Genomic DNA, 4,085 nt, shown 5'->3' on the forward strand with positions numbered 1-4,085 from the left:
GGCTCGGGCGTCATGTAAGGCGCATCCGTCTCGGTGAGCAGGCGATCCGCCGGCACGCGGGCCGCGGCCTCGCGGACGTCGTCGCTCTTCTTGAACGTGAGCGGCCCGCCGAACGCCACGTAGCAGCCGGCCTCCACCCACGGTTCCAGCACGTTCCAATCCAGGTTGAAGCAGTGCAGCAGCGTTCCCGCCTCAGGGAAGCCCTCGTCGCGCATGATGGCCAGCGCCTCGTCGTGCGCCTCGCGCACGTGCAGGATCACCGGCAGGCCGCACTCCCTCGCCACGCGCAGCTGGCGCCGGAACGCCGAGCGCTGGTCGTCGCGGGGCGAGAAGTCGTAGTGGAAGTCCAGGCCGATCTCCCCCACGGCCGACGTGCGCGGATCGGCCAGCCGCTCGCGCAGCGCGGCCTCCAGCGCGTCGTCGTAGTGCTTCGCGTTGTGGGGATGGCAGCCGGTTGCGATGCGCACCCGCGGCACGCGCGGGCAGGGGTCGCCTCAACAGCGGTGGACGAGCCGGGCAACGTCCACCGCCGCCTCGTGCCTCCAGGCATCGAGCCGGTCGTAGGTGACGGGGCCGTCCTCGTACACGTCGGTTATGGTGCAGAGGAATCCCACGCCGTGCGCGGCGCAGCGCGCCAGGGCGAGCGCCGGGTCGTTAAGCAGCTGCAGGTGGGCGTGCGTGTCGGCCACCAGCCCCTCCAGCTGGGGCGCGTCGACGGTGTCCCACTTGCCGTGCTTGCGCTTGCGGTGGAACAGCGTATCGAAGAACACGGGCTCTGCAGATTCGGACATGGAGAAACCTACCCTCTATCGAACAGCCGAACGGAAGACTCCATCATATCAGAGAGCGGCGATGCCCGCGCGAACGTCCCGGTAGCACGCCAGCGCCTCCGCGCCCAACCCCTCGATGCCGTCGAGCTCGCCCGCACGCGCCGCCTGGACCACCTTGTCGCAGCGCGCACTCAGCTCCGTGAAGCCCAAGGTTCGCCGACGTGCCCTTCACGGCGTGGGCCGCGCGCTCGATGGCGGCGCCGTCGGACTCGGCGATGGCCGCGGGAAGCCGCTCCAGCAAGTCTTCCGCGGCGAACTCGCGCAGCATCTCCACCAGCAGGTCCGTGTCGCCGCAGAAGCGCTTCATCGTGGCATCCATCTCTATGCCGAGCGCCGCCAGCTTCCCGCGCGCCTCGTCCATGCCCTCAGCCCCTCTCGCCAGGCGTCGCGGCCGCGGCTGCGGCCACCAGCGCCACGTACTCGTCGCGCGGCATGGGGCGTGCGTACAGGAAGCCCTGCACGTAGTCGCATCCTATGCTCTTCAAAAACGCCGCCTGGTCGGCCGTCTCCACACCCTCGGCGATGATGGGCAGCCCCAGCGACTTCGCCATGGGAACGATGGCCTTCAAGATGCCCTTCTCGCGCTCCTGCGCGCCCGCGCCGCCGTCTCCGAGGAAGCGCATGTCCAGCTTGATCATGTCCACCGGCACGTCGCGCAGCATGCTAAGCGACGAGTACCCGGCGCCGAAATCGTCCATGAGCACCGTGAAGCCGTGGCTCTGCAGCTGCGCCACGGCCTCCAAAAGCTGGGGCAGGTTGTCGGCGTAAGCGCTCTCGGTGATCTCCAGGCGCAGAAGCGATGGGGGCACGTTGTAGCGACTCACCAGGTCGATGAGGTTCTGGCAGAACCGCGGGTCGTAGAACTCTAGCCTCGACACGTTCACCGATACCGGCGGGCACGAGGAGCGCTGCTCGGACATCTGCACGAGCAGCTGGCACACCGCCTCGCGGATATGGCCGTCCAGGCGGATGATGAAGCCGCTGTTCTCGAAGAAGGGAAGGAACTGCCCAGGCGGAACGAGCCCCTTCTGCGGGTCGCGCCAGCGCACGAGCGCCTCGCCGCTCACCAGCGCACCCGTGGCCAGGTCGAACACCGGCTGCACGAACGGCTCGAAGCGCCCCTCGCGCAGCGCGCGCTCGCCTTCGCCCACCAGCTCGTGATTGGCGAGGAACGTTTGGTGCATGTCGCTGTCGTACAGGGCGAAGTGCGTGTTGTAGTCGCCCTTGACGGAGTGCAGCGCCAGGTTCGCGCGGTCGCACATGATGTCGACCGGCATGGTGCGATCCTCTATCTCGTACACGCCGAAGTACAGCACCACCTGACGGTCGACTTCCGTCGCCGCGACGGCCTCCTCGAGCGCCCGGACGTAATCGCCCTCCAGCGCCACGTCGTGCGGCAGGCACAGGGCGAACCGGTCGCCCTCCATGCGGCCGTACACGCCCGCCACGTGCAGCCATTCGCCGAGCGTGCGGGCTATAGCCAGCAGCACCTCGTCGCCCTTGGCGCTGCCGTACAGCTCGTTGATGATCTTGAAGCGCTCGATGTCGAACTGGATGACGGCGAACTCCTCGTCCGGATGCGCCGCCAGGAGCTCGGCGGTCTTGCGGCAGAAGGCCGTGCGGTTGTACAGCCCCGTGAGCCGGTCGTGCTCGGCCACGTGCAGGAGCTCCTGGGCGCGGCGGGCAGCCAGAAGCTCGGTCTCGCGCAGAGCCGCCTGGAGGCGCTCGCGCTCCAGCACGTGCTTCACCACGATGTTGTCCACGCGCTTGCGCGCGACCACGGGATTGAAGGGCTTCGCGATGAAGTCATCCGCGCCGCAGGTGAGCGCCGTCTCCTCGTGGGCCGTCTCGCAGGTTTCGACGATGACCGGGATGTCGGCGAGGTCGGGGTCGGCCTTCATGGCCTCGAGCACGGCGAACCCGTCCATGCCCTCCATGCCGATGTCCAGCACGACGATGTCCACCTTGCCGCGAGCCAGCACGTCGAGCGACTCGCGCCCGCCGCTGGCCTGGAGCACCTTGTACGACCCCGCGAACAGGTTCGCGAGCAGCGTGCGATCGACTTTGGAGTCGTCCACTATGAGCATGGTGCGTGGAGCGTCCACGGGCGGCCACTTTCTCGAGAGCTCGGCAAACCGGATGCAACGGGCGGATTCGCGACGTCGTGCGCGGTTTTTCACCCATCCATTATAGCCATACGCGCCCGAAACGGGCAAACGCCGCGCTTTTTCGCCAAGCCCCGCGCGCTCGAAGGCTACGAAGGTTCGGGCGGCGCGGCGAGCGGGGGCAGTCCCAGCAGGGCGCGGACAGCGTTCGTTCCGGCGAGGTCCTCCTCAGGCTCCAGCACATCACTCCCCGGATCGCGTCCCACCAGGGGATACTTCCATACCTCGATATAATCGTCCTGCTGTGCCTCCCCCTCGAGCACGATGCGGAAGCCGTCGGGAAGGCCGCTGCCGAACGTGAACGGCGTGTTCCACGAGTACATGACGAGCTGGGGAGGCTCCTCGCCCGAGAACGTGACCGCTTCCAGGCTCGCGCAGCCGTTGAAGGCGTCGGAGCGGATCTCCTCGATGCCGGCGGGCAGCTCGAGCACGGCGAGCCGCGAGCAGCCGGAGAACGCTGAGAAGTCGAGAACGATCACGCTGTCGGGCAGCTCGATGCGCTCGACGGCGGTTCCCGAGAACGCCTCGCCGCCGATGGTTTCCAGAGCGCATGCCGGCCCGAAGATGACGCTCTCGAGCGCGGTGCAGTCGGAGAAGGCCGAAGCTCCCAGATCGACGAGCTGCGACCCCTCGATATGCACGCTCTTAAGCGCGGTGCAGGCTGTGAACGCGCCGTAGCCCAGGTAGTCCACGCTGCCGGGAACGATCACGGCGCCCGCGAGACCCGCGCCGAAGAACGCCGCATCGCCGATAGAGCGGAGGCCGCGGGCGGCCTCGAAGTCGGCTGAGGTCACGCCCGCGCACCCGGAGAACGCGCCCGTGCCGATCGACGCGGTGCCCTCCCGAAGCGTCACGATGCCCGAGGCCGTGCTGGTGGCCTTGACCAGGCTCCAACCCTCCACGGCGGCGCCGGGCGCGCGCTCGGCGTACAGCACCATGCCCCGGCCCTGCTCCGCCAAGTCGAACGACAGGCTGTCCAAGTCGAACTCGAACTCGGGGTAGCCTTGCGCGCCCTGGCGCGCGAAGCCGGGGAACACCAGGGGAAGCGAGTCCGGCTCGTCGAAGGACGCGCTCGCGGCCTCGAACGCGG

5 protein-coding genes and 1 pseudogene are annotated in these 4,085 nt (G+C 68.4%); all 6 read right to left on the reverse strand.

Features of this window, described 5'->3' with window-relative positions:
* Window positions 1-476 (reverse strand): TatD family hydrolase (locus GPA_RS03960; RefSeq protein WP_041240043.1); only part of this gene is annotated, 476 nt, incomplete at its 3' end.
* Window positions 477-494: 18 nt separating this feature from the next.
* On the reverse strand, window positions 495-791 hold the full coding sequence (locus tag GPA_RS03965) for a hypothetical protein (RefSeq protein ID WP_015539005.1): 297 nt from the start codon (window positions 789-791) through the stop codon (window positions 495-497).
* A 48-nt stretch (window positions 792-839) separates the two neighbouring features.
* On the reverse strand, window positions 840-980 hold the full coding sequence (locus tag GPA_RS19940) for a hypothetical protein (protein ID WP_231847556.1): 141 nt from the start codon (window positions 978-980) through the stop codon (window positions 840-842).
* Between the two features lie 40 nt (window positions 981-1,020).
* A pseudogene (locus GPA_RS20615) lies at window positions 1,021-1,191 on the reverse strand (hypothetical protein); the annotation flags it as partial.
* A 4-nt stretch (window positions 1,192-1,195) separates the two neighbouring features.
* Window positions 1,196-2,935, reverse strand: a complete 1,740-nt coding sequence (locus GPA_RS03975) for a GGDEF/EAL domain-containing response regulator (RefSeq protein ID WP_231847557.1) — start codon at window positions 2,933-2,935, stop codon at window positions 1,196-1,198.
* Window positions 2,936-3,084: 149 nt separating this feature from the next.
* The coding region (locus GPA_RS03980; RefSeq protein ID WP_041239026.1) for a leucine-rich repeat domain-containing protein at window positions 3,085-4,085 on the reverse strand (1,001 nt) is incomplete at its 5' end.

It is taken from the genome of Gordonibacter pamelaeae 7-10-1-b (genome assembly GCF_000210055.1).
GTDB classification, from domain to species: Bacteria; Actinomycetota; Coriobacteriia; order Coriobacteriales; family Eggerthellaceae; genus Gordonibacter; species Gordonibacter pamelaeae.